Raw genomic sequence first — 25,301 nt, 5'->3', positions numbered from 1 at the left:
GGGGCCCGCAGCCTCTCGGTCGGCGCGCGGGGGTGTGGCGGCATGACCCGACGGTCTACTCTGCCGACCCAGTTCGGTAACCCCCAAGTTCCCCAGTTGGAAGAGGAGCACCCCCCATGCCCAGCGTCGTCGCGACCATCAAGGTCCAGGAAGACAAGATCGAGGAAGCGAAGGCCTTCATGAAGCAGTTGGCGTCCGACACGCTCGCCAGCGAGTCCGGCACCCAGGTCTACACGCCGCACCAGCGCCAGGACGATCCCACGACCTTCGTGTTCTATGAGAAGTACGAGAACGCAGAGGCGTTCGCGATCCACGGCAAGAACCTGGCCGCGAAGGGCAAGGAGTTCGGCGCCCTGCTGGCCGGTCCTCCCGAGATCGTGATGCTGGAGGAGCTCTAACGAGCGCTCTTCGGCTACGGCACCAACACAGGCGCGCCCGGCGATCCGAGGTCGGGGCTGGGCGCGCCGGCCGGCTCCTCGGAGGCCGGGTCCGGTACTTCGACCCGGTCCTCCCCGTCGAAGGGCGGGACGTAGACCGCGTAGGCAATCGCCGGCAGCTGGGCCTGGTTCGAGAAGGCGTGCACCGTACCGCGCGGCACGTAGAGGATGCTGTTCTCGCCGACGGGTTGGGTCTCGTCGCCGACGCGCCAGGTTCCGTGGCCGCGCACCATCACGACGAACAGGTCGTGGCGGTCGTGACGGTGCGGGATCTCCTGGGTGCGGATCGCGACCAGGTGCTGGCTGGTTCCCGCATCCCGTCCGATCTCGACGACCTTGAAGTCCTCGGTGATCTTGAGCCCGACGCGTGCCGCGAGGGTGGCGACGGGTTGGCGCTGTCGTTCGCCGATCAGCACGTCGAGGGTGGGCGACGCGGCGAGGTCGGGCGCGCACAGGAGCGGGGCGATCAGCGTGAGAAGAGCGAGCCGGGAACGGCGCATGCGCAGGGTCTCCTTGGCGCGCGCAGTGTAGCTCGCTCCACACGCAGGCCCGGCTGCGGGCTCTCGAAGCGCAGCGCAGGCCGGCGCCGATGAGCGAGGTCCGCCCCGCCGCACCGACGGAGTTGCGGGCGCTCTCCCTCGTCTTGTCCCGCGCCTTCCGGGAAGACCCGGTGCACCGCTGGATCCTTCCCGAGGAGTTCGACTGGTCGCTGCTCAGCGCCGCGTTCTTCGCGAGCGTGACGCGAGACGCGTTGCGCAACGAATCGGTCTACACCACGGCAGGACAAGAAGCGGTCGCGCTCTGGATGCCCCCCTATCCAAAGCCCGTTTCACGCCGCGAACGCGTGACCACGGCGGCCGGTTGGTTCCTCGCGCTCGGCCGCCGCGGGCTCCCGCTGGGCGAACAGCTCGAGCGGCTGGAAGAGGCGCGTCCCCTCGAGCCCCACTGGTATCTCGCCGTCCTCGGCACCGACCCGCGTCACCAGGGACGCGGCCACGCCGCCGCGCTGCTCCGAGAGCGTCTGGCCCACTGCGACGAGGAGCGTCTGCCCGCGTACCTGGAGTCGTCGCGCGCGGAGAACCTGCCCTTCTACGAACGCTTCGGGTTTCGCGTCGAAGCGTCCCTGGATCTCGAGGGCGGTCCCACCGTCTGGCGGATGCTGCGCCGCCCGGCGCAGGCGGCGCAGCAAGCCAGCGGTGGCTAGCGGCGTCGTTCCGAGCGACGACTCAGTCCGAGCACCAGCAGGGCGCCCGCGCCAAGGGTCGCGGCCAGGCCCGGTTCGGGCAGCGCGAGGTAGACCTCGGGGTTGAACGTGACGCCTGCACCGGCGCCGCCCGTCACGCGCGTCAGCGTGCCGGCCGGGCTCGGCGCGACCCACAGGTCGAGGGCGTCTCCGGTGGTGTCGGTGCGCATGAGCGCGAAGGCGGCGTGGCTCGGATCCGCACAATCCCCTTCGATCTCGAGGGCCATGACGGGTCCGAGCACGGTGTGATCGTTGACCGAGTTGATGAAGCGCGCGGCGAGGGCCGCTTCGTCGTCGCACCCTGCCGTGGGGCAACCGATCGGGTTGCCCTGCACGACCACCGGCGTCGTCGACGTGATCAGGGTGGTTCCACCCGCGCCCGGTGTCCGAATGTCCCACGCCCAGTCCTCGTTGGGCGATCCATCGCCGTCACCGTTGACGCAATAGGTCTTGGTCGGGGCAAGGCCGGCTTGGGCTGCGGTGCCTAACAGGCAAAGCGCGACGGCCGTGGTGAGCACGAGAAGCGCGCGAGGTGCGATCGACATGGTCTCTCTCCCATTGGGTTGGATGCGTCGGCCCGAAGCCGACCTGGTGTTCGACCCGACTCGATCCCATGCGACGCAGCGAAGTGTCAAATGGGGGTTTCCTGGGGCCCGAGACGGCGCTGCGCGCAGTCCGACCGTGCGTGATGCGGGTCACCGGAAAACCCGCGCAACCGTCGCGCGCGCGGGGGGTTGAAGCCTCCACGTCTGGAATCCCCCGGACGCGGGCCCTCGGGCCCGAGGAGGAACCATGTCCGTCTCTCGCATCCGAACCCTTCTGTGTCTCGGGCTCTTCGCCATCGGGCTCGCCGCGAGCGCTGCCCACGCCGTCGTCCTGCAGGGGCGCGGCGAACTCCACGCCGGCGGCAACGGGATTGCTGCCTTCCAGATGGTCGGGATGCTCGCCGTCTCGGGCGGTGGTGCGCTGATCATCGACGACGACATCCGCGTCGAGACCCAGGGCGTCGGCCGCGTCACCGACCTCGGGGACGGCCGTCTGCTCTACGAGGGGTACGGGCGGGCGATCGCCCGGAGCACGGCGCCCTTCACGGCGAAGATCACGGGGGCGAAGATCCGCCTCCACGCGAAGGGGAAGGGCCGCGCCTTCCTCAAGGGCTGCGGCCGCCTGGAGGTCGGCGCTCCGGACGAAGGCGGCCTGGATGAAGAGTGGGGCCCGGATCTCGAGCTCGACTTCGACTCGGACGGATCCTAGGAAGACGCGCCCGGCGCCGCGTCCGGGGAACCGGCCCCGCCCACCCCTGGGCGGATCCGCGGCGCCGGGCCATGGGGCCCGCATCCGATCGGTGCCCGGTGCCTGCTTCGGGCGCCGCGTAGGCTGGTGAGGCGCCCCTGCAGCCGGCCTCGACCCCGCCGGGCCGCCCTCGGGGGCCCGGCATCGGGGCCGCCGGCCCTCTCTCCGCCCCGCCTCGAGGCGAGGCCCTGGGCGCTCGACAGCCCAGGGGGCGACTCCTATATTCCCGCCCCTTCTGGAATTCCGGGCCCCGACCCCTCCGGGCCCTAGCGGCCTCCTGGCCACCCGAGGCATCCCGTGTCGATCGAGTTCATGTGCCGCAAGATCGGCATGACCCAGTACTTCAACGAAGCCGGTGAGTGCATCCCGGTGACGGTCCTGGACGCGCAGCCCAACCGGGTCGTGCAGAAGAAGACCGAAGAGTCCGACGGCTACACCGCTGTCCAGCTGGGCTTCGGTGAGAAGCGCCTGGTGCGCACGCCGAAGGCCGAGCAGAAGCACTTCGAGAAGGCCGGTGTCGCGCCCCAGCGCGTGCTCAAGGAGAGCCGGATCAGCGCGGAAGAGCTCGAGGAGTACGAAGTCGGCCAGGAGATCGGCGTCGACATCTTCAGCGAGGGCCAGCGCGTCGACGTGATCGGCACTTCGAAGGGCCGCGGGACCACCGGCGTGGTGAAGCGCCACGGTTTCGCGGTGAAGCGCCGCACCCACGGTACCCATGAGTTCTTCCGACACGGCGGCGCGATCGGAGCCGGCGCCTACCCGGGCAAGGTCATCAAGGGCCTGAAGATGCCGGGTCGCCACGGCAACGCGCGCACCACCGCCACGAACCTCGAAGTGATCCGCGTCGACCCGGAGAAGAAGCTGCTCTTCGTGCGCGGCGGTGTGCCCGGCCACAACGACGGCGTGGTGCGCGTGCGACCTTCGGTGCGCGCGAAGGCCTAGCGCCGGTCCGGGTCGCGATGGCCCGCCGCTACGACCGCAAGGACGCCTTCCACCAGAAGGCGAAGCGCGAGGGCTACGCGTCGCGCGCGGCCTACAAGCTGCAGGAGATCCAGCGCCGGACCCAGGTGCTGCGTCGCGGCCAGACCGTGATCGACCTGGGCTGCTGGCCCGGGGGCTGGCTGCAGGTCGCCGCGGAGTGCGTTGGGCCGAAAGGGCGGGTCGTCGGCGTGGATCTGGCCGAGATCGACCCTCCCCTGGGTCTCGCGAACGTGTTCGCATTTACCGGGGACCTCTCGGAAACCTCGGTTCTCGAAGCGGTTCTGGAATCGGCGGGCGGCCCGGCGCAAGTGGTGCTGTCCGACGCGGCCCCGAAGCTCACCGGGGTCCGCGCCACCGACCGAGCGCGGGAAGAGGTGCTGCTCGCCGCGATCGAGGCGGTCCTGCCACGGCTCCTCCGGCCCGGCGGCAGTCTGGTGCTGAAGCTGATGGAGGGACCCGAAGCCCAGGAAGCCGAGCGCCGCCTACGCGGGGTGTTCGGGAAGTCGCGCTCGCTGCGGCCCGAGGCCAGCCGCAAGGGCACCACCGAGCGCTACTGGTTCGGGTCGACCTACCGGGGCGCCTGATCCCGCCGCGAAGCGGGAGCGCCTCGCGCGACTCAGCGCGTGAAGTCGAGGCGCAGGCGGGTCAGCCGGTTCAAGGAGATCCGCCAGGCCCCGTCCTCGAAGCGGTACTCCTCGTGGTAGTGGCCGTACCCGTGCATGGCCTGGGTCGGTCCCCCTTCCGGCCACCAGAGCATGTCCTCCATGGCCCACACGCCCCGCGCCTCGGTGGGCGAGAGGATCTCGATCTCGGCCATGTGTCCGTGGTGCACCGTGGTCACCTCCGCGACTGCCTTGCGGATCGAGTCGGCGATCTCCTGCCGGCCCGTCACGGTGTGGTTCATCTCGGCTTCGGTGTGATCGAGCACCGCATCGCTGGCGAAGACCTGGGCCAGGCCTTCCCAATCCTTCGTATCCATGCAGCGGAAGTAGCGGGCCTTGAGCTGGCGGATCGCCTCGATCGCCAGCAGCTCCTCGACGGGCTCCATGCCTTCTCCTCGGTGGGGCGCGCCGGGGAACGGCGCGGGCGGCGGCGGGTCCGCCGTCGGACGCTCGATTCTCGCGCGTTCGCGACGCGCGTCGGAGGCTTTTTTCGGGCCGTTCTGCCCAGGGGTGCGTGGCCGCCCGGACCGGATAACCTGATCCGCCCAGCAAGGAGCTCCCCATGTCCGAACGTCCCTTCCGTGTCCTGGGCCTGCAGCAGATCGCCGTCGGCGGTCTCGACAAGCACGCGCTGCGCCGCACCTGGATCGATCTCCTGGGCCTCACCCTCGAGGGCGACTTCCAGAGCGAGAAGGAGAACGTCGACGAGGACATCGCCGTGGCCGGCTCGGGCCCGCTGAGGGTGGAGGTCGACCTGATGCAGCCCCTCGATCCGGAGAAGAAGCCGAAGGTGCACGAGCCCGCCCTGAACCACGTCGGTCTCTGGGTCGACGACCTCGCGGCCGCGGTGAAGTGGCTCGAGGAGCAGGGCATGCGTTTCACGCCGGGCGGCATCCGCAAGGGCGCCGCTGGCCACGACGTCTGCTTCATCCATCCGAAGGGGAACGCGGACAGTCCGGCGAGCGGCGAAGGCGTGCTCATCGAGCTCGTGCAGGCGCCGCCGGACGTGATCGCGGCGTTCGGGCAGGCCGCTTCGCTGTGAGGCTCTGGATCGTCGCACCGGACGACGGGCGGGCGCAACGAGGCGCACGGCCATGGCCTACACCTTCGGCGACTCCGACCCGGCCGAGCGCCGGCTCGCCCTCGTAGCGCGCGTCTTCGCACCCGCGTCCGAACCCTTCCTCACCGAAGTCGGTCGTCGCGGCGGGCGCTGCGCGATCGACCTCGGCTGCGGCCCCGGCCACACCACGCCGCTGGTGCAGCGCACCCTCGGTTGCGCCGAGACGATCGGCCTCGACGCGTCGCCGCGCTATGTCGCGGCGGCCCGGGAGCGCGCACCCGAAGCACGCTTCGTGGCTCACCACGTACTGGAGACGCCGTACCCGGGCGCGCCCGCCGACACGATCTACGCGCGCTTCCTGGTGTCCCATCTCGAGGACGCCGAGCAGGCGATCGGTTGCTTTGCGTCCCAACTCGCACCCGGTGGTCGACTGCTCCTCGACGAGGTCGAGACGATCGAAACCGAGGAGCCGGCGTTTCGCGACTACCTCGGTCACGTGGCGGCGCTGCTCGACGCCGAGGGCCAGCAACTCTACGTGGGCCCGCGTCTCGCCGAACGGTTCGCCGACGAACCGCGCGCCTGTCACAACGCACTCCGCCGGCTCCCGGTCGATCCGGTCGACGCCGGCGGCATGTTCGCCCTGAACTGGGAGACGCTGCGTGCGAACCCGGTGATCGTGTCCCGCACGACCGCCCCCGAGCGCGAGGCACTGGCCCACGCTCTCAGCGCGCACAGCGAGGGACGCGGCGCGCCCGCCGAGATCACCTGGGGCCTGCGCCAGGTGGCTCTCGAGGCGCGCTGAGCCCCGCCGGCCGTGTCACTGAGCGGCGTCTGGCGCGTCGGTTAGTCTTTGGCCGCGCCCGATCCCCGAGGCTCCTCCGATGCAACGCGACATCACTCCGCCCTCCGCCACTGGCCTGCTGCGCGAAGCCGAAGCCGCCTTCGAGTTTCCGCGGCTGGCGTTCCGTCTGCCCGGCCTCTTGCAGGGTCCCCGCGGCGATGGCGGCACGGTGCTCGTGCTCCCCGGCTATGGCGCCGGCGACGCGTCCACCCTGACCCTGCGCGGCTACCTCCGCTGGCTCGGCCATCGCCCGGTGGGTTGGGAGCTCGGCACCAACCGCGGCGACGTGCCGGCCCTGCTCCCGGAGGTGGTCGAACGCCTGCGTGCCTGCCACCGCGACGCCGGTGAGCCGATCTCGCTGGTGGGTTGGAGCCTCGGTGGCTACCTCGCGCGGGAAGCCGCCCGCGACGAACCCGAGCTGGTGCGCCAGGTGATCACCCTCGGCAGCCCCGTCGTCGGGGGACCGAAGTACACGACGGTCGGCGCCCTCTACGCGCGACAGGGGGTAGACCTCGACGAGGTCGAGGCCGAGGTCGATGCGCGCTACGACACACCCCTGCAGCGACCGGTCACCGCGATCTACTCGAAACGCGACGGCGTCGTTGCGTGGCAGGCGTGCATCGATGAGCGCAGCCCTCGGGTCGAACACGTCGAGGTGAATGCGACCCACGTCGGCCTGGGGTTTTCTGCGGACGTCTTCTCCGTCGTGGCCGAGCGACTCGCGAGTCCGCCGACCGCCGACTGACGCCTTTCGCCGGGCCGTGACCGAAGCGGGCTTGGTACCATCCCAGTTCCCACACCCCCGGAGCTGCCCCCATGCCCACCCCCGAATCGCACGGGTGCGTCCATGCGTGATTGGCTCGCCGACGTCTTCGACGGGCGCCCCACCTGGATGAACGTGCTGATGGTCTTCTGCGCGTACATGACCTTCGTGTACGTGCCCTGGGACTTCTTCGTGAAGCCCGCAGCCGTCGACGAGGAAGTCTGGTTCGGCGTGATGTTCACCGGCTGGGCCGCCAAGCTCACGACGCTGGCGCACTGGGCCATCTACGCCGCCGGCTTCTACGGCTTCCTCCGCATGCGCGCGTGGATGTTCCCCTGGGCCGCGGTGTACGCGGGGAGCGTGGCGATCGGCATGCTCGTCTGGCCCTGGGCCTACCGCGGCAGTTTCCTGCTCGGGGCGGTTTCGTTCCTGCCCTTTGCCTGGCTCACGCGCGAGCTGTGGCGGGCCGAGCCCCTGTTCGGGGCGCAGCGCGACAGCCTGCGCGAGCGCTACGGCGAGTGGGCGTTGGTGACGGGCGCCTCCGCCGGGATCGGGGCCGCGTTCGCACGTGCGCTCGCACGCGAAGGCCTGTCGGTGGTGCTGACGGCGCGACGCAAGGATCGGCTCGAAGCGCTGGCGAGCGAACTCGAGAAGAGCTTCCAGGTGCAGACCCGCGTGGTCGAGGAGAACCTCGCCAACGCCGAAGGTGCCGAACGGCTCGCCCGCGCTGTGTCGGACCTGCCGATCGGGGTGCTCGTCAACAACGCCGGCTTCGGTGGGCGCGGCCGCTTCGATTCGCTGCAGGCCGAGCGCCTGCGCGACATGGTGATGGTGAACTGTCTGGCGCCGCTCCTGCTCACGCGGCGGATCCTGCCGCGCATGCAGCAGGAAGGGCGCGGCGCCGTGATCTTCACCGGCTCGGTGTCCGGGCGGCAGCCCCTGCCCCTGCACGCGGCCTACGCCGCCACGAAGGCTTTCGATCAGCTGCTCGGCGAGGCGCTCTACGTCGAGGGCCGCGCCCACGGCGTCGACGTGCTGGTGGTCGAGCCGGGTTCGACGGAGACCGAGTTCCAGGAGGTGGCGCGCGAGATCGCCCACGAGGGGGAGGCCCCCGAGACGGTCGTCGCGACGGCTCTCGATGCGCTGGGCCAGCAGCCTTCGGTGGTGTCGGGCTGGTACAACTGGCTGCGCGCCAACGCCGCCCAGCGCTTGGCGCCGCGGGGCTTGGCGGCGCACTGGGCCCACGCGATCATGCGGCGCGAAACCCAAGAGGAGCTCCGCTAGTGCCGCGCCGCGCCGCCCAACATTGGCTCGTGAAATCCGAGCCCTTCAAGTACAGCTGGGACGACTTCACGAAGGACGGGTCCACCTACTGGGACGGCGTCCGGAACGCCCAGGCCCGCAACAACCTGCGCGCGATGGCCGTCGGCGATCGCGTGCTCTACTACCACAGCAACGAGGGCAAGGAGGTGGTGGGCGTCGCGAAGGTGACGAAGACCGCCTACCAGGATCCCACCACCGATGACGATCGCTGGGTGGTCGTCGACCTCGTTCCCGTCGTCGCGCTGAAGGAGCCGGTCACCCTGGCCGACGTGAAGGCCGACGCGTCGCTGGCGAAGATCCCGCTCGTCACCCAGAGCCGGCTCTCTGTGATGCCGATCGAGAAGCCCGCCTTCGAGCGCATCCTGAAGCTCGGCAAGACCAAGCTGCCGCGTGGCTGAACGCGAGACCGGAGGCCTCGACATCGAGGCCATCGGTGAGGACGTGCCGCTCCTCGAGGGCATGCGCACCGCGCGCGCGATCAGACGCCTGGACACGAAGCCGGTCCCGCACGCGCTGATCCGCAAGGTCTGCGAGGCGGGCACCTTCGCGCCGAGCGGCGGCAATCGGCAGCCCTGGAACTTCATCGCCGTCACCGAGCCCGAGCGGCGCGCCTGGGTCGCCGAACGCTACCGCCCGGTCTTTCACGAGTACATCGGGCCGGCGCTGGAGCGCGCCAAGGATCCGGACTTCCCGGACGCGAAGCGACGCAACGCGAAGGCGGCCCTGCACCTCGCCGACCATCTTCACGAGTCGCCGGTGCTGCTCTTCGTCGCGGGCTGGAAGCGGAGGGGCGAACCTCAGCTCCAGGCGCTCTTCCCCTGCATCCAGAACGTGTTGCTCGCGTGCCGCGCGGTGGGTCTGGGCGCGTCACTCACGACGCTCCACCTGTCCTTCCGCGCCGAGCTCGACGCCTACCTCGGGCTGCCCGAAGACCGCCCGACCTGCGCAATGCTGCCGATCGGTTGGCCACTGGGGAAGTTCGGACGCCCGCCGCGCCGCTCGGTGGACGAGTGTCTCTCCTGGGAGCGCTTCGAGGCCTAGGACTTCGTGCGCGTCAGTCCTCGCCGCGCATATAGCCGTTTGCGAGGGCGTCGGCGTACTCGTTCCACTTCGATCCGTCGTGGGCGCGGATCCAGGTGAGCGTGACCCGCGGACGTGTCTTCGAAAGCGCGTAGAGGCGCTGCACCAGCTCGAGATTCGCGATCGGGCCGCTCTTGCGGCGCCAGCCCCGCTTCTCCCAGCCGGCGGCCCACTCGTTGACCGTCTTCACGCAGAGCTGGCTGTCCGAATAGATGGTCACCGCTTCGTCTTCCGGGACCATCTCGTAGGCCGCGATCAGGGCGGCGAGCTCCATGCGATTGTTGGTCGTGTCCACGTCGCGACCGCTGTGCTCCTCGCGCACCTCGTCGTTCTCGACCCACACCACGCCCCAGCCACCTGGGCCGGGGTTGCCTTCACAGGATCCGTCGGTGAACACACCGTCCTTGGGGCCGGCGCTGTAGCGACGGAGGACTTCTTGCGGCGTCAGGAGATCGTTGGGCACGGCGCCGCACTGTAGCCGTCCACGGGCCGCGCGGCCCGCGCGCACTAGAAGCGGAGGTCGAGCCCGACGAAGGGCGCGCCGATGCGCGCCTCGACTTCGGAGATCGCAGCGTCGAGCCGATCACCGCGGGCGAAGCCGGCGATGCGGTAGCCGGCGGTGATGCCGAGCCGCTCGCCGACCGGAACCGCCGCACCGCACTCGACGCCGTAGCCCGCCGAGCGACGTCCGACGGCGAAGCCGTTGCCAGCCGCCCAGAACCCGACGCCGCCGATGTTCTGGGAACGCGCCCGCGTCCCACTCACCGGTCGCGCATGGGCCGTCGGCACGAAGACGGGACCGGCCCTCTGGGTCCGGAAGACGAGGCCGCGAGGATCCTCGGCCCGACCGGCCTGCAGTTCCGCGCGCTGTCGCGCGAGGTCGGCCCGCTCCTGACCGTGGAACTTCTGGGAAAGGGTCACGGGCAGCTTCGCGATCGCCGCGAGGGGCGGCACGGTGAACCGCTCGGACGGGTCCGCATCCGAGGCGAGTGCCGCCGGCTCGGCCGAAGCGCCGAGCGCGAACACGAGGGCGCACAGGGCGCCTAGCAGGGAGGGGCGGGGGGAGGACATGGGAGGGGGGTACGTGGGGCCCCTCCACCAGAGATCCATCGACCCGCGCGACGCAGACCTTAGTGATGGAAGTCACAAACCGCGCCCGCGTCGTCAGCGCGCGGGTCTGCGGCGCTTCCCTGCCGCTGGCTTGCGCGCTTCCTGCGCATTCGCTGCCGCGTACTCCCCGAGAAAATCGGCGCGAAAATCGTCGTAGGCGCCCTCGAGGATGGCCCGCCGCGCGTCGCCGACCAGCCGCTGGTAGAAACGCACGTTGTGGACCGAGGCCAGCATCGCCGACAGGATCTCGTTCGCGGCGTAGAGGTGATGGAGATAGGCGCGCGTGAAGCCCCCCGCGCAAGTGGCGCAGTCGCAGGTGGGATCGATCGGGTAGGCGTCGTGGCGATAGCGCCGGTGGGTGAGGCGGATACGCCCGCGTCGCGTGAAGACCGTCGCACTGCGCGCGAAGCGGGTGGGGATCACGCAGTCGAACATGTCGATGCCCAAACCGATCGCGGCGAGCAGGTCTTCGGGCAGCCCGACCCCCATCAGGTAGCGCGGCTTGTCCTCGGGAAGGAAGGGCACCGTCCAGCGCGTGACCTCGACGAGCAGGTCGTGGCCTTCACCGACGGAGACGCCGCCGATCGCGACACCGGGCAGGTCCATCGCGACGACCGACTGGGCACAGCTCTCGCGCAGATGCTTGTAGGTGCTGCCCTGCACGATCGGGAAGAGCGCCTGATTGCGCGTGCCGGCGTGGGCCTTCGCGCAGCGTTCGAGCCAGGCCAGGGTGCGGCGCACGCCGGTGCGCGCGAGCTTCTCGTCGGCCGGGTACGGCGTGCACTCGTCGAAGGCCATCAGGATGTCGGCCCCCAGCGCATGCTGGATCTCGACGGCGCGCTCGGGAGTCAACTCGACGTGGGAGCCGTCGACCTCGTGGCGAAAACGCACGCCCCGGTCGCTGATCTCCGACTTCGGCAGGGAGAACACCTGGAAGCCCCCGCTGTCGGTGAGCATCGGCCCGTCCCAGCGCATGAACGCGTGGAGCCCGCCGAACTTCTCGACGAGCGCTTCGCCCGGGCGCAGCGACAGGTGATAGGTGTTGGCGAGGATGATCTCGGCGCCCGTTTCGGCCACCTGATCGGGCGCCATCGCCTTCACCGCTCCGTGGGTGCCGACGGGCATGAAGGCCGGTGTGCGGAAGGCACCGTGGGGCGTCGAGAACGCACCCGCACGGGCGTCGCCCGAGCGACCCTCGAGGGCGAAGGTGAAGGGCTGGGCAGGGGCCGGGGGCATGGCGCGGATGCTACGGCATCTGCGCGAAGCCAGCGCGCGGCCACGGCGCGGTCGGATCCGGTGATACGATGCGTGGCAGCCCTCGGAGGAAGCATGGACCGACACCGCAACATGCGTTCGCTCGTCGCAGCCGGGCTCGCGTTGTCCCTGGGCGTGGCGGCACCCGCCTGGTCCCAGGGCTACGACCTGTCGGCTGTCGTAATCACGGACCAGCCTGCTCCCGGGACGAGTGGCGATTCCCTGGAGGTCTTCCGCCTGCATCTCGGGGGACAGAGCATCAACGATGCAGGCGACGTGGTCTTCAAGGCGAGACTGAAGAGTACACAGGCCGAAGGCATCTACCTGAACCGCGATGGTGTGATCACCCAGGTGCTGGTCGAGGGGGATCCGGCGCCGGGGGGAGGCAGCTATGCGCTCGTCGATAGCGCGGCGATCGACGATGCGGGTGCCATCTACGTCCGGGCGACGCGCACCGTGGGGACGCCGGGCATCTTCAAGGTCGTGGATGGCGTCCACACCGTGGCGGTGGAGAGCGGAATCCCCGTCCCGGGAACCGGTGGCGGAACGCTGACCTTCACGGCTAGCGAGTTCACGGTCAGCGATTCGGGCGTCATCGCGACGTGTACGGGGATCTCCGGCGGAACCGTGACCCGCGGCATCGTTCGTGTGGCGGACAACGTCGCGAGCCCCGTGGCGCTCGTTGGGGACCCGGCGCCCGGGACCGGGGGCGCAACCTACACCCAGCTGTTTTGTCGCACGAGGATCGGATCCACCGGAGACGTCGTTTTCGAGGCGGACACGGACAGCAACGGGATCACCGACGGAATCTTCCTCGACGAGGACGGGGTCCAACGCGCGCTGGCGCTCGACGGAGATCCCGCCCCCGGTACGGGCGGTGGGATCTACCTGAGCCCGATCCCGGGCGGCATTCCCTTCAACATGATGTCCCCGGTCGTGAACGGCAGCGGTGTCGCGGCCTTCTACACCGGGGTCACCGTCGACCCGCCGCCGCCGGGGGTGCTGCTCGAGGGCATCTTCGTGGACGCGGGTGGCACCGACTCGCTCGTGGCGATCGTGGATCAGGTCGCTCCCGATACCGGGGGTGAGATGTACGGGCGCGTGCCGCCCCCCTCCGGGATCAACGATGCCGGCGAGGTCTTCTTCGCCGCGCGCTACTCGACGCCTCTCGACGATGGCATCTTCTTCGCGTCGGACGGGGTCGTGCGCCCCGTGGTCCTCGAGGATCGTCCGGTCCCGGTGCCCGGTGGCGGCACGTTCGGCGAGTTCTCCACGATCTCCGCGAACGACCGGGGAGACGTGGTGTTCTACGGGCTGACCTCGAGCTCCACGACGAACGGCGGCATCTTCAAAGCCACACGGCGTCTGCCCGCGGCCCCGGGACTCGGTCCCTGGGGTGCGGTCTTCGCCGCAGCGCTCTTGCTGGGCGCGGCGGGGCTCGGTGCCTGGCGACAGGGCGCAGCGGTGGCGCGCCCGGGGTCGCTCTACCGGTAGGTCTTGCGGCCGCCGGAGCTGCGGCGCAGGCGCACGCGCTTGTGCTTCGCCTTGAGCTTCGACCGGTGTCGCGCGCTCTTGTTGCGATTTCTGTGGGGAAGCGCCTTCGCCTTCTTCACGTGCCGTCTCCAGTGGGACGCGGGAGCGTAGGCGAGGCCGCCAGGCACCGCAAAACCCCCGGAAACGGCCGCTAGAGGCCGTCCCGGGCCCTTTACGTGAGGGCGCTATGCTGGACGGCCCCCCGGAGGAAACATGTCCAACCCCCAGGACCGCCTGGCCGATTTCGACCTCAACGACGAGCAGCGGCTGGTCCGGCAGACCGTCCGCGAGTTCGCGGAGAACGAGATCCTGCCCCACGTCGAGCGCTACGAGCGCGAGGAGAAGTACCCCCTCGAGCTGATCGAGAAGCTCCCCCCGCTCGGCCTGATGGGCCCGATGATCCCCGAGGAGTACGGCGGATCGTTCTCCGACGTCATGACCTACGGGATCATCTGCGAGGAGCTGGCGCGCGTCGACTGGGTGGTCGCCTCGGTGGTCTCGGTCAGCAACTCGCTGGTCGGCGGCACGATCCTGCGCTGGGGCAACGACGCCCTCAAGGAGAAGTGGCTGCCCCAGATCGCGTCGGGCGACTGCATCACCTCGGCCTGCCTGACCGAGCCGGGCGGCGGTACCGACCTCGGCAACCTGAAGTCGACCGCCAAGAAGGTCGACGGTGGCTACCTGTTGAACGGCACGAAGGTCTTCATCAGCCACGCCGCCCACGCGGGGCTCTTCTTCGTGGTCGCGTCCGTCGATCTCGACAAGAAGCACAAGGGCGTGACCGCCTTCCTGGTCGATCCGCGTGAGACGAAGGGGATCTCGATCGGCGAGTTCCCGATGCGCACGCTCAAGCGCGACAACCTCGCCGAGGTCCACTTCGAAGACGCCTTCGTGCCCGACGAGCACCTGATCGGTACGCCGGGCGGCGGCTTCCCGGTGCTCGGGTCGGCCCTCGACATGGGGCGCTACTCGGTGGCGGCGCGCTGTCTCGGCCAGTCCCAGCGCTGCATCGATCTCGCTGTGTCCTACGCCGACGAGCGCGAGGCCTTCGGCCAGAAGATCGGCGAGTTCCAGATGACCCAGAAGAAGATCGCCGACATGATCATCCGCACCGAGGGGGCGCGCGGCGTCGTCTACCGGCTCGGACGCATGAAGGACGCCGGCGTCGAGCGCGCCACGATGGAGTCGTCGCTCGCGAAGCTGATGGCCAGCGAGGCCGCGACGCACAATGCGCTCGACGCGATGGGCATCCACGGCGGCTACGGCGTTACGGCCGAGTACGAGATCGGGCGCCTGCTGCTCGAGGCCAAGGCCCTCGAGTTCGGCGAAGGCACCAGCGACCTGCACCGCAAGATGGTCGCCGAGTTCGCGCTGGGGATCCGCAAGCAATGAGCGACGCCCGCCAGCAGCTCCTCGATCTGATCCTCGAGGTCTCCTTCCGCCGGGAGAAGGTCGTACTCGCGAGCGGCAAGGAGAGCGACTTCTACCTCGACCTGCGTCAGACCCTGATGCGGCCGCGCGGCGTCCAGCTCGCCGGCGAGCTGGTGCTCGACACCCTGAGTCGCGGTCCCGCCGTCGACGCCGTGGGTGGGATGGCGGTCGGGGCGGTGCCCCTGGTGTCCGCGGTGCTCGCCGCGGCGGCGGCGCGCGACACCGAGACCCCCCTGCTCGGCTTTTTCGTGCGCAAGGAGAAGAAAGGCCACGGCCTGGGACGCCAGATCGAGGGCGGCTTCGAGCCCGGGCGCCCGGTGGCGCTCGTCGAGGATACGGTCACGACGGGCGGCTCCACGCTCCAGGCCCTCGATCTCGTCGAGGCGGCCGGCGGCAAGGTCGCCCGCGTGATCTGCCTGGTGGATCGGGGCGAAGGCGGCAGCGAGGCGTTCGCGTCTCGGGGTGTTTCGCTCGAAGCCCTCTTCACACGGGGCGACCTGCCCGTCTAAGCTGGTCGGGTCCCATGGATCCGAAGCTCGTGTATTGGACGGCCGCCCTGGTCAACCTGGCGGTGATCGTCTTCGTGGGCTGGCGGGCGATCGTGGCTGTGCGCGCGGGCGACATCGTCCGGCACCGCCGCGGTATGCGCATCGCCGGCGGCCTGGTCGTGTTGTTCCTGGCTTCCTACATCGGGAAGGTCGCGTTCCTCGGCAAGGAGGACCGCAGCGCCTGGACCGCACTCGACTACGCGATTCTCTATCTCCACGAGTGCTGCATTGCCGTGATGCTGGTGGCGAGCAGCGTGGCGCTCTACCGGGCCTGGCGCTTCCAAGGCGAGCTCGGCGAGCCTCCGAAGCTGCCCGGATCGCCGCTTCCCGGAGGTCTCCAGCACACGCGCGCCGGCAAGATCGCTGCCTGGGCGGGGCTCTTCGCCTTCGTGACCGCGATCGGTGTCTGGGGCGGCATGGGTTGGCGCGCACTCTGACGGCGCCGCTTCGGTCCGGCTGCTCGCGCTCCACAACGAGCGCGTCTAGCTTCCCGGGGTGACCCTGGCGAGCACCCTGCATGAGCTCGTGGTGCTGGTGGGTTCGTACCATCCGCTGATCGTGATCGAGACCTCCGAGGAGGATCGGGCGCGGCGGCTGGCGATGGCGGCGTCGCACCGGTTGGCGATCTCGCTCTTCGAGTGGTCGATCTCGCGTGGCCTTCACTTTGCGAGCGACCACACGCGGGGCGGCAACCCGATCGCGACGACACAGACACCCGAGGGTGTACTTCAACACCTCCTCGCGATGGACCGCGACGGGATGTTCTGGCTGAAGGACTTCTCGACCCATCTCGAGACGCCGCTGGTCGCGCGCCTCTTGCGCGAGGTGTGCCAGGCCTTCGAACAGCGCGGCTCGGCAGTGCTGCTCACCGGTACGAACGTCACGCTGACTCCCGAGCTCGAGCACCACGCGGTGCATCTACCCTTGGCCTTGCCCACCGAGCGTGAACTCGAAAGCGCGATCGACGGCGCGCTCGACTCGCTGGCCGAGCGCCCGAAGGTGGAAGTGGCGCTCGACCCGAAGGATCGGGCGGCGCTGCTGGAAGCGGTGCGCGGCTTGACCCTGAATCAAGCGCGGCAGGCCGTCACTTATGTGGCCCTGCAAGACAACAAGCTCGCGGCCGACGACGTCGCGACGGTCGTCGATCGCAAGGCGCGTTGGATCCAGGACGACGGCATCCTCGAGTACTACCCGGCTGGCGACAACGCATTCGAGATCGGCGGCTTCGAGCGGCTGAAGGAATGGCTCGAGCGGGCGCGCGAGGGCTACAGCGAACGCGCCCGCGCCCTGAATCTCGCTCCGCCGAAGGGCCTGCTGCTGGCCGGTGTCCAGGGTTGCGGGAAGTCGCTCGCCGCGAAGGCGATCGCGCGCGCCTGGCAACAGCCGCTCCTGAAGCTCGATGCGGGTCGGCTCTACGACAAGTACATCGGCGAGACCGAGAAGAATCTGCGGCGCGCGCTGCAGCTGGCCGAAGGGTTGGCGCCCGCTGTGCTCTGGATCGACGAGATCGAGAAGGCCTTCGGGTCGTCGTCCTCGGGAGACGACGCGAACGACGGGGGCCTCAGTCGGCGCGTGCAGGGGCATCTGCTGACCTGGCTCCAGGAGAAGAGCGCCCCGGTCTTCGTGGTGGCGACGGCGAACGACGTGTTCGCGTTGCCACCGGAGCTGATGCGCCGCGGGCGTTTCGACGAGGTGTTCTTCGTCGATCTGCCGAAATCCCCCGAGCGGAGGTCGATCTTCGAGATCCACCTGCGTCTGCGCGAACAGGATCCGCAGGGACACCAGCTGGACGACCTGGTGCTCGCGAGCGACGGCATGAGTGGGGCCGAGATCGAACAGGCTGTCATCGCAGCCCTGTATCGCAGTCTTCACGAGCGCCAGCCGCTCACGGACGCCCACCTGCTGCGGGAGCTCGATGGCACGGTCCCCCTCGCGGTGAGTCGCCGCGAAGACATCGACCGGCTGCGGTCGCTGGCGGCCGAACGCTTCGTCCCGGTCGGTCGCTAGGCGGCGCCGAGAGCGACCTCCGCTGAGCTAGAGTCGCGGGCCATGCTGACGGTGCGCAATCTGGTGAAGCGGTTCGAAGAGCGCACCGCCGTCGACGACCTGAGCTTCACCTTGCGCGCGGGCGAGATCCTCGGGCTGGTGGGCCCGAACGGTGCCGGCAAGACCACCACCCTGCGCTGCATCGCCGGGATCATCCGAAGTGAGTCGGGACAGATCGAGATCAGCGGTATCGACACCGCGGCCGATCCCGCTGAAGCGAAGCGCCGCATGGCCCTGGTCCCGGACGAGCCCAACCTCTTCGGTCGACTCAGCGTTTGGGAGCATCTCGAACTCTCGGCTCGGCTCTACCAGGTCGACGGCTGGGAGAAGCGGGCCGGCGAGTTGCTCGAGAACCTCGAGCTCGACGACCGGCGCGACACCCTGGCCGAGTCGCTGTCCCGTGGGATGCGCCAGAAAGTGGCGGTGGCGTCCGCGTTGCTCCACACGCCGCGCCTCTTGATCCTCGACGAGCCGCTCGTCGGGCTCGACCCGCGCGGGATTCGGACGCTCTTCGAGACGATTCGCTCCCATGCCCATGCCGGACATGCGGTGGTGATGAGCAGCCATTTGCTGGGCCAGATCGAACACCATTGCAGCCAGTTCCTGATTCTGCACCAGGGGAAGAAGCTGTTTCATGGGGCGAAGGCCGAGATCGCGGCCGAGCTCCCCACGCTGCAAGACGATGCATCGCTCGAAGAGATCTTCTTCGGTGCGACCGAAGCCGGCGTGCGCGTCTAGTGCATCCGCTCGTCTGGCTCGTCTGGCGCGACTCGCGCAGCGCGGCGCGGGGCTGGTGGCAGCGTTGGCGCACGCCGCGGGGGGTGCTGGCGACGATCGGCCTCTTCTTCTTCGCGGGGATGATCGTGCTGACCTCGCGAGGCGGCCCGGGGGTAGGCGGCAATCTCTACGTCTACGGTCCATCGGCACTCATGGTGCTCGTGGTGCTCGGCGCGTTCTCGCCGGTGGGTCTCTACTTCCGCCCGCCCGACGTCGACTGGCTCTTCACCGCGCCGCTCACCCGACGCGACCTCGTGCTCTACAACATCGCCGAGCGAGCGCGTGTCGCCGTGTTCTCGGGTTTGCTGCTCTCGCTCCTTCCCGCCTGGCGCGGCCCGAGCTGGGTCGCATCCTTTACGGGCTACACGCTCGTGTTTCTCTTGCTGCAGATCTCGGCCCAGTGGATCGCGGTCGGACGCTCATGGCTCGGCGAGCGCGTGCCGGTCTGGCTCGTGCGCGCGGGGCTCACGTTGATCTTCCTGGGCCCCGTCGTCGCGGCGGCGCTCGAGTTGCGCGCTTCGCCCGATCTGCAGTTTCGCGCGTTCTTCCTCGAATCGAAGGTGCTCGGCTTCGTCACGGCACCGACCCAACCCTTCCTGGGGGTGATCGGCGCGAGCGGAGGCCTCGATTGGCTCGGCCACATGGTGGTGGCCGTCGGCATCCTTGCGGCCCTCGTCACCCATATCGTCGTGCTCGACGTCCCCTACCGCGAAGCGGCGGTGACGCAGAGCGAGCGTCGCCAGCGTCGGCTCTCGCGCATGCGCAGTGGCGGGGTCTTCGACACGGGCCCGAGCACCCAACGCCGCGTGCCGATGTTCCCGCAGCTGGCGGGCGTGGGGCCCGTGGCCTGGCGGCAGACGCAAGAGTTGGCGCGCAACCCGCGCGGCATCTTGCTCGTCCTCTCGGTGGTGGCACTGGCGACGAGCGCGTCGCTGGGGATCCCGTGGTTGCGCGGCGGCGACCCGTCGCTGATCGTGCCGCTGGCGTTTTCCGGGATGTTCCTGGCCACGGCCCTGCCGCTCCTGATGGGCGACAACCTGGCCTGCGATTTCCGTCGGGACTTCGACCGGATGGATCTGTTGAAGAGCTGGCCCGTGCCGCCACTCGCCCTCGCGGTCGGGCAGCTGATACCGGCCGTGGCACTCGCAACGACGATTCAGGCCGCGGGGGTGCTGGCGCTGGTTTCCTTGACCGGCGTGTTGTCGTTCTCCTGGGCGCTGGTCTGGCTCGCCGTGCTTCCGGTCGTCAGCTGGATCGCCCTCTGCATCGACAACTGGGTGTTCCTCTGGCTCCCGTATCGAACCGTCCCCGACGACCCGGGCGACGTCGGCTTCGTGGGCCGCACCCTGGGCACGGCGATGGTGAAGTTCCTCGGGCTGGCACTCGTGCTCGGTGCGGTGCTGGCATCGGGCCAGCTGGCCCTCGTGGCGACGCAATCTCCTTGGGCCGCGATCGGTGTCCCGATCGTGTCCGCGGGCTTCGCCTGCGCCGCCGGCGCGGTTGCGGTCGCCCACGCCTTTACGCGCTTCGACGTGACGCGACTTCGCTAGCGCCCTAGAACGCCAGCACGTGCCGCACGCCGCGGCTGTGGCGCAGGTCGTCGAAGGCTTCGTTCACGGCGTCGATCGGACGGCACGAGCTGATCATGCCCGGCAGGTCGAGCTTGCCGGCGCGCCAGAGCTCGAGGAAACGCGGCACGTCGCGCTGGGAGTTGCAGCTGCCGAGCAGGCAGCCGACGAGCTTCTTTTCCTGCACCGCGAAGAGCGCGGCGGGAGACACCTGCACGGGTTGGTCGGGGGGGACCGCGCCGACGAGCACGATCGTGCCGCCCTTGCGGCTGGCCCACATCCCGGTCGTAACGAGGGCTGCCGCACCGGCTGCGTCGAAGGCGTAGTCGACCCCGATCCCGTTCGTGAGCTTGTGACACTCGGTGATCACGTCGACTTCCGAGGGGTCGAGGGTGTGGGTGGCGCCGAGCCGCTGGGCGAACTCGCGGCGCTCGGCCACCGGGTCTGACACGATGATCCGCGATGCGCCGGCGATCCGGGCGCCCTGGAGGATGGAGAGGCCGATGCCGCCGCCACCCATTACCAAGACCGTGGCACCGGGTTCGACCTGGGCCGTATTGAGGACGGCCCCGACGCCCGTCTGCACCGCGCAGCCGATCACGCAGGCCACCTCGGTGGGGACGTCCGCGGGGATCTTCACGGCGCCGGTGCTCTGGGTGAGTACCTGGGACCCGAGCCCCGCGACGCCGAGACCGCGGTACACGACGGTGTCGCCGCGGCGCAGGCCGGTGCTGCCGTCGCTGAAGGTGCTCGTGAGGATGTTGTCCGAGTTGCGACACAGGGCCTGCTCGTTGCGCACGCACCAGTAGCAAGTGCCGCAGGGCGGGCACGGGGTGAGCACCACCTTGTCGCCGGGCTGGAGTTCGCTCGGGTCGACGCCGACGCCGACACTCTCGACCACGCCGGCTGCTTCGTGGCCCAGCACGATGGGGAAGTTGCCCCCGTCGTGTTCGGCGTCGACGAAGCCGAGATCCGAGTGGCAGAGACTGCAATGCGAGACGTCGACGCGAACCTGGCCCGGACCCGGGGCATCGATCTCGAGGTCGTCGACGATGGCCAGCGGTTTGCGAGGGGCTTCGAGCAGAGCAGCGCGCACGGTGGTCTCCTGGTTTCGGGATTCGGAACGACCGGAAGGTAGGGCGTTCGAGGCGCCCCGCGAGGGGCAGCGGAGTGTCCTGCCGGCTGGCGACCGAGAACGGCTCAGGCGACCGAGAAGAGGCGAGCGCCTTCCTTGCGTACGCGGCAACCGGCCAGCCGCGCGTCGAGTTCGAGCAGCTCGTGGCCGCGGGGAAAGCCGGCGAGCCAGGCGTCGAGGGACGCCGCCCCCTCGGGCTTCGCCCGGGCCCGAGCGACCACGCGCTCGAGCCGCTGGAGCATCCAGATCTGGTAGGGAATCACCATGCGGCGCCCCGCCACGCCCCCGAGCTCGAAGGCATGCGTGAGTGCCCCTTCCCCCGTCTGCAGGGCTTCGAAGCCCGGCGTCGCGGTGAAGGTCTTCCCGGGGAGCTCGCTCCCCGCCGCGTGATCCGGTCCCGCGATGAACCGGGTGAGCGCGTCCGCGGCATCGCACAGCACCGGCCACATCTCTTCGAAGAAGACGGCGATCACCGGCGCCAGCCGCTCGGGGAGCGCGTCGTCCGCGAGCCACTCGCCCCCGTCGGTGGTGGCGACGCGGGCGACGAGCGCACCGGTTTCGTCGAGCGAGTAGAGCTTCTGCCCCGGGCGCCGCGCGTTGAGGGCGCCTTCGCCGTTGGTGCGTTCCACCCACTCACAAACGAGCGGGAAGTGGGTGCGCAAGGCAAAGCCCGAGACAGCGTCGCGGTAGAGGTGGGGATAGAGCGGTCCGAGCAGGCCGAAGTCGCCCAGACTCGGTCGTCCGCCGAGCAGGAAGTCGTGTTCGCCGAACAGGCGTTCGAGACGCTCGAGCAGTCGGTGCTGGCTGGCTTGCCACGCGGGCTCCGTGTTCTCGTCGACGCCGAGTTGCACGAGCCCGGCGTAGACCCCGCGCGGCGCGGTGCGCGCTTCCGAGATCCCGAAGACGGTTTCGAAGAAGGCCGCACCTGCGGCGCGGCGTTCCGCGCCCGTCGCATCGGGGGCCAACACCGCACCCCACTGCTGTTCGTTGAAGCCGCGGTGGCTGGGTGCGCGGTCGTCCTCACTGAAGTACCAGCGTTCCCAGAACGCCGGGACCACCACCCACTCGTCGGCGAGGAGCTCGAGGAGTGCACTGGCCACGGCCTGCCGCGGTGCGGCGCCGGTGTCGGGCAGGACGGGCGTGTCGGGATGCCGCTCCTCGCAGACATCGATGATCTCGCTCGAATCCTGCACCCAGCTTCCGTCGGGCGTCTGGAGCTGGGGCACGGCACCGCTGCCCGAACGGGGCAACAAGAGCCCTTGGATCAGCTCGGGCGTGGCCAGGATGTCTTCGAAGCCGGCACCGAGCGCGCCGGCGCGCTCCTTGTAGCGGAGATAAGCGCGGGTCTTTCCCGAGAAGTAGCTGTGCTCCCAGGAGAAGAGGCGGTAGCGATCGCTCATCGGGCGAGGCCCTCGTGGTCGGCCCGCGCGCTTCGGTGGGGCGTGTGATGTCGCGCGTGGTGCTCGGCGAGGAGATCGCGTCCGAAGTCGCCGTCGAAGCGGCGCACCACCAGGTGCACGTGATCGGCGGCTTCCATCGTGTTGTCGAACTCGATCAGGAGGTCCGGGCCCTGCAGCCGGTAGTAGCCCGGCGCGCCCGGCGCGAGGCTCCCCGACCACGCGAAGTGCAGCCGTCCGCGTCCGCCGGCGTCGACGGCCGCACGATGCTGCGTCGCAAGCGGTGCGGCGAAGTTTGCGAGGTAGGCCTCGAGCAGCGCATCGACGGCCGCCTGGGCCGCGGGGCCGAGCCCCGCGTAGGCCACGCCGGCGGGTTCGGAAGCGTCGACGCGGGCGCCCTCTCCGAGGAAGTGGGCGCGGTCGTTGCCGGCAATGCCACTGGCGAGGGTGAAGGGAAGCTCGGAAGCCGCCCGCTGTTCCGCCGTGAGCGCTGCCAGCACGGCGCCGCCGCGATCCTCCTCGTCGGCCAGCACGCGCAAGCCCGCGCGTTCCCAGTCGGCGGGCACTTCCCGGGGCTCTCCGCCGAGGAAGAAGGGTGTCGTCGAGACGCGCCCCGATGCATCGACGGTCCAATTGAGCGAGACGTGGTGGCCGTCGAAACGCAGGCCCCAGGGCGTCCCGGCGTCGGGTTCCCCATAGACCGACGTGTAGTAGAGGTCCTCGCCGTGAATGAAGCCCCCGAACCAGCCGCCGAGGAGGGATTCGCGATCGCGGCGACGCACCTCGCGCTCGAGGCTCATGATCGTCTCGACCTTTGCGAGGCCCTGCTCGCTCAGCGCGCCGGCGAGCACGTGGCGCAGCCCGCGCCACTGGGAATCGTCCAGATCTCGGCGTCGGACACCCTCGAGGCCGATCGGCGCGAGCCGCAGGTCGAAGCGTTCGTCGTCTTCCCACTCGTAGCGGGCGGCGCGGCGTTGGTCGCTGTCGAGGCTCGCGAGCCAAGCCGCGGCGCGGTGGCCCAGCGTGTCGGCTTCGGTGTCGGCGAGTGCGACCGCGCCGAATGCTCCCGCCAGGACGATGCCGAGCCAGAGAGCGCGGCGCCTCACTCGGAGTCGTCCCGGGCCGCCTCGCGCTCGGCCCGCACTGCTTCGAGCACGGCGAAGCGTTCGCGTTCCATCGAGACGAAGATGCCCTCGGCTTCGGCGCACAGCACCCCGTCGGCGAGCACGCGCGCTTCGGTGAAGAGCTTCCGACCTTCGGCGCGCAGGTACTCGGCCTCGAAGCGCAGCTCGGTGTGGAGCGGTGTGGGTTTGCGATAGCGGACCGTCAGGGTCCCCGTCATCCCGGGGCGCCCCGAGAGCGATTGCACGAAGCCCAGTACCTCGTCGAAGGCTGCCGCGACGTAGCCGCCGTGGACGTGTCCGGGCGGGCCTTCGTAGGCCGATCCGAAGGTCACGCGTCCCTCGGCGGTGGTGTCGCCGGTGCGTCCGAGGCGCACGGGTGGAGCCAGCGGGTTCGCCAGGCCGATCATCGGGCTGCGGTCGAAGAAGGCCGAGGTGTCCCCGGCGTTCGCGCTCTCGGCGTAGCCGTGGACATACTTCAGGCGTGGGTGGGTGGCGAGGTTGTCGGCGTACTGCTCCAGCGCGTCGGCCGCGCGCGACAGCTCGGCCTCGGGCGCGTCGCTCGAGACCAACCGCTCGATCACCAGACGCATGGCGTCGGCGAGCCGACGCTTCTGGTCCCACTTGCCGGGTTCTTCCTTGCGGACGTCGTACGGCTCCTCGAACCGGTCCTGCTCCTCGCTCACGTGGCGCTCGCGAACAGGTCGAGGGTCGCGGCGTGGTTCTGCTCGAGGCGTTCCCGCGGTACACCGACGCTCGGCGCGTAGAGCAGGGGATCCTCGGTGAGGTCCTTCCACTGGGTGAGTCGGTCGACGGCTTCGTCCGGTGTGCAGGCGATCGCGACCTCGTCGACGAGCGCATCGGGGATGGCTTCCGCCATGGCCTTCGTGTCCATCTTCTTGAGCGCGGCGCGGCAGGCTTCGCCGACTTCGCGCATGCCGTGCAAGTCGAGGATGGTGTGGTAGAGGCCGGTCGTGAAGTAGAAGCCGATCTGGTTCTTCGCGTCCTGGATTGCGAGGGCGCGGTCTTCCTGAATCGACGTGAGTACGTAGGGCGCGAGGCGACAGGCGCCTTCGTCGCGGCCCGCCGCGGCCTCGGCCTTGCGCAAGCCGGGGAGCGTGACTTCCCGATGCCAGCGACGCGTGGCGATGGGGTGGCCGACGAGTCCGTCGGCGACGGCGCCAGCGGCCGCGATCATTCCGCGGTTCACGGCGGCGATCCAGATCGGGATGTCACTGCGCACCGCGCCGGGTCGCGAGTAGATCGGCACCTTGAGCTGCCAGTGCGCGCCCTCCCATTCGAAGCCTACGCCGTCGCTGGCCGCGAAGGCGGCCCGCAATAGCTCGACGAGCTCGCGCATCCGGGGCGCGGGTGCCGAGAAGCGCACGTCGTACCAGTCTTCGTTCATGCGCCGCGTCGCGCTGCCCAGGCCGAGCACCATGCGACCCTCGGAGAGCTCGTCGAGATCCATCGCGGCGCTGGCGTGGAGCAACGGGCTGCGGGTGAAGGCGTTCGCGATACCCGTTCCGATCCGCACCCGCGAGGTGGCCTGGGCGATGGCTCCGAGGGGGACGTAGCCGTGGCGGTTGAAGAACTCGATCGTGTAGACGCCGTCGAAGCCCGCCGCTTCGGCGCGCACGGCGAGGTCGAGATCGCCGCGGGCAGTGCCCGCTGTGAGAATGATGCCGACGCGCATGG

At 69.8% G+C, this 25,301-nt stretch carries 30 protein-coding genes; 18 read left to right on the top strand and 12 right to left on the bottom strand.

Annotation, left to right across the window (positions count from 1 at the left end; genetic code table 11):
* The first annotated feature begins 116 nt into the window (after nucleotides 1–116).
* A complete protein-coding gene (locus AAF430_05065) occupies nucleotides 117–398 on the top strand; it encodes an antibiotic biosynthesis monooxygenase (GenBank protein ID MEM7409594.1) in 282 nt (93 codons plus the stop codon).
* A 14-nt stretch (nucleotides 399–412) separates the two neighbouring features.
* Here AAF430_05065 and AAF430_05060 read toward each other — a convergent pair whose 3' ends face one another.
* A complete protein-coding gene (locus AAF430_05060; protein ID MEM7409593.1) occupies nucleotides 413–937 on the bottom strand; it encodes a cupin domain-containing protein in 525 nt (174 codons plus the stop codon).
* 89 nt (nucleotides 938–1,026) lie between these two features.
* Here AAF430_05060 and AAF430_05055 point away from each other — a divergent pair, with 89 nt between their 5' ends.
* Complete coding sequence (locus tag AAF430_05055; GenBank protein MEM7409592.1) at nucleotides 1,027–1,641, top strand: GNAT family N-acetyltransferase; 615 nt, start codon at nucleotides 1,027–1,029, stop codon at nucleotides 1,639–1,641.
* On the opposite strand, the gene AAF430_05050 is transcribed toward AAF430_05055, so the two are convergent.
* A complete protein-coding gene (locus AAF430_05050) occupies nucleotides 1,638–2,225 on the bottom strand; it encodes a hypothetical protein (GenBank protein MEM7409591.1) in 588 nt (195 codons plus the stop codon). The two genes, AAF430_05055 and AAF430_05050, sit on opposite strands and share 4 nt — an antisense overlap.
* 247 nt (nucleotides 2,226–2,472) lie before the next feature.
* Here AAF430_05050 and AAF430_05045 point away from each other — a divergent pair, with 247 nt between their 5' ends.
* The 3 genes from AAF430_05045 to AAF430_05035 all read left to right on the top strand — a co-directional run bounded on the left by AAF430_05045 (nucleotide 2,473) and on the right by AAF430_05035 (nucleotide 4,538).
* Nucleotides 2,473–2,934: a hypothetical protein gene (locus AAF430_05045; GenBank protein ID MEM7409590.1), complete on the top strand. Its 462-nt coding sequence runs from the start codon at nucleotides 2,473–2,475 to the stop codon at nucleotides 2,932–2,934.
* 351 nt (nucleotides 2,935–3,285) lie between these two features.
* Entirely contained in the window at nucleotides 3,286–3,915 is a 630-nt protein-coding gene (gene rplC, locus AAF430_05040) for a 50S ribosomal protein L3 (GenBank protein ID MEM7409589.1), read from the top strand.
* A gap of 17 nt (nucleotides 3,916–3,932) precedes the next feature.
* Complete coding sequence (locus AAF430_05035; GenBank protein ID MEM7409588.1) at nucleotides 3,933–4,538, top strand: RlmE family RNA methyltransferase; 606 nt, start codon at nucleotides 3,933–3,935, stop codon at nucleotides 4,536–4,538.
* 32 nt (nucleotides 4,539–4,570) lie between these two features.
* On the opposite strand, the gene AAF430_05030 is transcribed toward AAF430_05035, so the two are convergent.
* Entirely contained in the window at nucleotides 4,571–5,002 is a 432-nt protein-coding gene (locus tag AAF430_05030; GenBank protein ID MEM7409587.1) for a nuclear transport factor 2 family protein, read from the bottom strand.
* A 176-nt stretch (nucleotides 5,003–5,178) separates the two neighbouring features.
* Between AAF430_05030 and AAF430_05025 the strand changes: the two genes are divergently transcribed.
* From AAF430_05025 to AAF430_05000, 6 genes are all read left to right on the top strand, one after another.
* A complete protein-coding gene (locus AAF430_05025) occupies nucleotides 5,179–5,658 on the top strand; it encodes a VOC family protein (protein MEM7409586.1) in 480 nt (159 codons plus the stop codon).
* 52 nt (nucleotides 5,659–5,710) lie between these two features.
* Nucleotides 5,711–6,478, top strand: coding sequence for a class I SAM-dependent methyltransferase (locus AAF430_05020; protein ID MEM7409585.1), 768 nt, complete (start codon nucleotides 5,711–5,713; stop codon nucleotides 6,476–6,478).
* Nucleotides 6,479–6,557: 79 nt separating this feature from the next.
* Complete coding sequence (locus AAF430_05015) at nucleotides 6,558–7,262, top strand: hypothetical protein (GenBank protein ID MEM7409584.1); 705 nt, start codon at nucleotides 6,558–6,560, stop codon at nucleotides 7,260–7,262.
* 102 nt (nucleotides 7,263–7,364) lie between these two features.
* On the top strand, nucleotides 7,365–8,564 hold the full coding sequence (locus AAF430_05010) for an SDR family NAD(P)-dependent oxidoreductase (GenBank protein ID MEM7409583.1): 1,200 nt from the start codon (nucleotides 7,365–7,367) through the stop codon (nucleotides 8,562–8,564).
* Entirely contained in the window at nucleotides 8,564–9,001 is a 438-nt protein-coding gene (locus AAF430_05005; protein MEM7409582.1) for an EVE domain-containing protein, read from the top strand. The genes AAF430_05010 and AAF430_05005 overlap by 1 nt, the downstream gene beginning before the upstream one ends.
* A complete protein-coding gene (locus tag AAF430_05000; protein MEM7409581.1) occupies nucleotides 8,994–9,644 on the top strand; it encodes a nitroreductase family protein in 651 nt (216 codons plus the stop codon). The genes AAF430_05005 and AAF430_05000 overlap by 8 nt, the downstream gene beginning before the upstream one ends.
* Before the next feature lie 13 nt (nucleotides 9,645–9,657).
* On the opposite strand, the gene AAF430_04995 is transcribed toward AAF430_05000, so the two are convergent.
* From AAF430_04995 to tgt, 3 genes are all read right to left on the bottom strand, one after another.
* On the bottom strand, nucleotides 9,658–10,146 hold the full coding sequence (locus AAF430_04995) for a ribonuclease H (GenBank protein ID MEM7409580.1): 489 nt from the start codon (nucleotides 10,144–10,146) through the stop codon (nucleotides 9,658–9,660).
* Between the two features lie 44 nt (nucleotides 10,147–10,190).
* Nucleotides 10,191–10,754, bottom strand: a complete 564-nt coding sequence (locus AAF430_04990) for a hypothetical protein (protein ID MEM7409579.1) — start codon at nucleotides 10,752–10,754, stop codon at nucleotides 10,191–10,193.
* Between the two features lie 93 nt (nucleotides 10,755–10,847).
* Nucleotides 10,848–12,029, bottom strand: a complete 1,182-nt coding sequence (gene tgt, locus AAF430_04985; GenBank protein ID MEM7409578.1) for a tRNA guanosine(34) transglycosylase Tgt — start codon at nucleotides 12,027–12,029, stop codon at nucleotides 10,848–10,850.
* Nucleotides 12,030–12,122: 93 nt separating this feature from the next.
* On the opposite strand from tgt, the gene AAF430_04980 reads away from it, so the two are divergent.
* The gene (locus AAF430_04980; GenBank protein ID MEM7409577.1) at nucleotides 12,123–13,541 is read left to right on the top strand and encodes a choice-of-anchor tandem repeat NxxGxxAF-containing protein; all 1,419 of its coding nucleotides are present in this window, start codon (nucleotides 12,123–12,125) and stop codon (nucleotides 13,539–13,541) included.
* On the opposite strand, the gene AAF430_04975 is transcribed toward AAF430_04980, so the two are convergent.
* Nucleotides 13,532–13,660, bottom strand: coding sequence for a hypothetical protein (locus AAF430_04975; GenBank protein ID MEM7409576.1), 129 nt, complete (start codon nucleotides 13,658–13,660; stop codon nucleotides 13,532–13,534). The two genes, AAF430_04980 and AAF430_04975, sit on opposite strands and share 10 nt — an antisense overlap.
* Before the next feature lie 133 nt (nucleotides 13,661–13,793).
* On the opposite strand from AAF430_04975, the gene AAF430_04970 reads away from it, so the two are divergent.
* Genes AAF430_04970 through AAF430_04945 form a run of 6 tightly spaced genes read left to right on the top strand, consistent with a single transcriptional unit; the run spans nucleotide 13,794 to nucleotide 19,932 of the window.
* Entirely contained in the window at nucleotides 13,794–14,972 is a 1,179-nt protein-coding gene (locus AAF430_04970) for an acyl-CoA dehydrogenase family protein (GenBank protein MEM7409575.1), read from the top strand.
* Nucleotides 14,969–15,520: an orotate phosphoribosyltransferase gene (pyrE, locus tag AAF430_04965; GenBank protein MEM7409574.1), complete on the top strand. Its 552-nt coding sequence runs from the start codon at nucleotides 14,969–14,971 to the stop codon at nucleotides 15,518–15,520. Before AAF430_04970 ends, pyrE begins: the two co-directional genes overlap by 4 nt.
* A gap of 14 nt (nucleotides 15,521–15,534) precedes the next feature.
* On the top strand, nucleotides 15,535–15,996 hold the full coding sequence (locus AAF430_04960) for a DUF420 domain-containing protein (GenBank protein ID MEM7409573.1): 462 nt from the start codon (nucleotides 15,535–15,537) through the stop codon (nucleotides 15,994–15,996).
* 58 nt (nucleotides 15,997–16,054) lie between these two features.
* Nucleotides 16,055–17,566: an AAA family ATPase gene (locus tag AAF430_04955; protein MEM7409572.1), complete on the top strand. Its 1,512-nt coding sequence runs from the start codon at nucleotides 16,055–16,057 to the stop codon at nucleotides 17,564–17,566.
* Nucleotides 17,567–17,608: 42 nt separating this feature from the next.
* On the top strand, nucleotides 17,609–18,343 hold the full coding sequence (gene ccmA / locus AAF430_04950; protein ID MEM7409571.1) for a heme ABC exporter ATP-binding protein CcmA: 735 nt from the start codon (nucleotides 17,609–17,611) through the stop codon (nucleotides 18,341–18,343).
* Complete coding sequence (locus AAF430_04945) at nucleotides 18,343–19,932, top strand: putative ABC exporter domain-containing protein (GenBank protein MEM7409570.1); 1,590 nt, start codon at nucleotides 18,343–18,345, stop codon at nucleotides 19,930–19,932. The genes ccmA and AAF430_04945 overlap by 1 nt, the downstream gene beginning before the upstream one ends.
* 4 nt (nucleotides 19,933–19,936) lie before the next feature.
* On the opposite strand, the gene AAF430_04940 is transcribed toward AAF430_04945, so the two are convergent.
* The 5 genes from AAF430_04940 to AAF430_04920 form a co-directional block, all read right to left on the bottom strand.
* Entirely contained in the window at nucleotides 19,937–21,046 is a 1,110-nt protein-coding gene (locus AAF430_04940) for a zinc-binding dehydrogenase (GenBank protein ID MEM7409569.1), read from the bottom strand.
* 104 nt (nucleotides 21,047–21,150) lie between these two features.
* On the bottom strand, nucleotides 21,151–22,485 hold the full coding sequence (locus AAF430_04935; protein ID MEM7409568.1) for a glutathione S-transferase family protein: 1,335 nt from the start codon (nucleotides 22,483–22,485) through the stop codon (nucleotides 21,151–21,153).
* Nucleotides 22,482–23,588, bottom strand: a complete 1,107-nt coding sequence (locus AAF430_04930; protein MEM7409567.1) for a DUF3500 domain-containing protein — start codon at nucleotides 23,586–23,588, stop codon at nucleotides 22,482–22,484. The genes AAF430_04935 and AAF430_04930 overlap by 4 nt, the downstream gene beginning before the upstream one ends.
* Complete coding sequence (locus tag AAF430_04925; protein MEM7409566.1) at nucleotides 23,585–24,289, bottom strand: PaaI family thioesterase; 705 nt, start codon at nucleotides 24,287–24,289, stop codon at nucleotides 23,585–23,587. The genes AAF430_04930 and AAF430_04925 overlap by 4 nt, the downstream gene beginning before the upstream one ends.
* The gene (locus AAF430_04920) at nucleotides 24,286–25,299 is read right to left on the bottom strand and encodes an LLM class flavin-dependent oxidoreductase (GenBank protein ID MEM7409565.1); all 1,014 of its coding nucleotides are present in this window, start codon (nucleotides 25,297–25,299) and stop codon (nucleotides 24,286–24,288) included. The genes AAF430_04925 and AAF430_04920 overlap by 4 nt, the downstream gene beginning before the upstream one ends.
* Between the last annotated feature and the right edge of the window lie 2 nt (nucleotides 25,300–25,301).

The sequence above is a fragment of the Myxococcota bacterium genome, from assembly GCA_039030075.1.
GTDB lineage: Bacteria > Myxococcota_A > UBA9160 > UBA9160 > SMWR01 > JAHEJV01.
This window is presented reverse-complemented; position numbering and strand designations above follow the sequence as displayed.